This is a genomic window from Elusimicrobiota bacterium (assembly GCA_040757695.1).
Taxonomy (GTDB): domain Bacteria; phylum Elusimicrobiota; class UBA8919; order UBA8919; family UBA8919; genus JBFLWK01.
In genome coordinates this window covers 1-1,574 of record JBFLWK010000215.1, presented here as the reverse complement: position 1 = coordinate 1,574, position 1,574 = coordinate 1, and the positions used below count along the sequence as shown (strand labels likewise).

The following is a 1,574-nucleotide window of genomic DNA, read 5'->3' as shown; positions in this document are numbered from 1 at the left end:
ATCAATTGCCTCAACAGCTTCATCAACAACATGTGCAAGATGGTTTTCGGGAAGATAATCACCAACCGCGGCCGGAAACAAAAGAAGTTCTTTGTTGTTGTAAGGTCGGATATTTAACATTTTACACCTCCTGATTTTAGTGTCGGTAAATCACATCTTTACCGTCACAAATATTATACTAATTTTTGTAAAAATGTCAAATATTTTGCGACGACATTACCGACGACAAAAAATCAGGGGTTGTCGGACAGCCACTCAACCCCGTCCCCTAACTCCCATATATTTTTTTCTTGCCATTCCCGAATGCACTAATCGGGAATCTATTGTGGTGGTAGCCGGCGATTTTTAATTGTCGCAAGGCTGTGGATTAAAAATCCATGGCTACAAATTCACTTTCTTCCTTTTTCCCTACAAGTTCAATCTGACTTATTTCTTATAGGTCCTATAATGCCAAGAATATATCCTTCACTCCAAGATGATGAAGAAGAACTATCTTTCGTATATATCACCTTGTTTTCTTTTAAATCAAAAACTGTTAAAAAAAGATATACTTTTGCAAATCTTTCATTCTCATTATAGATTAAAGGAAAAGTGGTCTGAATACCATCTACACCAAATACTTTAGAAATTAAAGAAAATTCTAATTCTGCTTTGTCTCTTCCTACAATATCCACATTATATCTTCTTAGTTTATCAACCAGTATTTGTTTTGCCATCTCATGTGTAATGAAACTTCCAAAACCAGAAAATCTTAATGCAATTTTTCTATCCTTGAATAAATTTTCTTTTGGAAGTAATTTAAGAAAAGATTTTCTTAATGCCGTAAATTCTAATTCTTGGTCAATTGCCTTATAGTAATATGTATGAGCACATCCTGAAAAAACAATTGAACTAATTGATACTACCAATAAATAAAAATACGATTTTTTTTGCATTAATTTCTCCTGTGGCTAAAATTTATATGCTAAAATCATCTGTGGTTGATTATATCCATACTTAAAATTCAGGTTCTTAACAGTATTTTCTTGACTAGCACAGTTTATCGCATCAATTACATTATAAATATGCACGCCAGCGCCAGTAACAAAAAGAGAGCCAGAAATAGGTCCAAAGGCCCAATCTTCAATGGTTCCCATTATAAGTAACGCTAAAAGTCCTATCCCACTCTCTATGCCAAGGAAAGTTAATCCTCTAGTTGTTTTTTCTAGATAAAAGTGTCCACCACCAGGAAAAACTAAAGAAAACCAACCAGCAGCAAATGTTGATTTTCCAGCCGAATACCGATCTTTCTTTTTTACTCTTTTTTGTGATGATCTCAGCTCCGCACCGCATTCAACACAGTATTCAAGTGTATCATCATTTTTGTATCCACACTTTGGACACTCAATAGCGAACAAATCACAACAAGTCAAACAAATAATCAACAACAGAGAAACGGATAAAAACATTTGTTGAGTAGACATCTTTATAACCTCCTTGTGGTGACAGCCCTATCGGGCTGTCGTGCCCCTCGCAGAACCGTGCTTGCAGATTGCCCACACACGGCTCTTCAATAACACTTCCTCATAAAGCAC

Annotated in this window: 2 protein-coding genes; both read right to left on the bottom strand. The window is 35.4% G+C overall.

The genetic code is table 11. The features are described from left to right. Positions 1-416: 416 nt before the first annotated feature. Positions 417-935, bottom strand: a complete 519-nt coding sequence (locus AB1349_14250) for a hypothetical protein (GenBank protein MEW6558487.1) — start codon at positions 933-935, stop codon at positions 417-419. 15 nt (positions 936-950) lie between these two features. Further along, positions 951-1,463 (bottom strand): zinc-ribbon domain-containing protein, encoded by a 513-nt coding sequence (locus AB1349_14245; GenBank protein ID MEW6558486.1) that lies wholly within the window; start codon positions 1,461-1,463, stop codon positions 951-953. Positions 1,464-1,574: the final 111 nt, after the last annotated feature.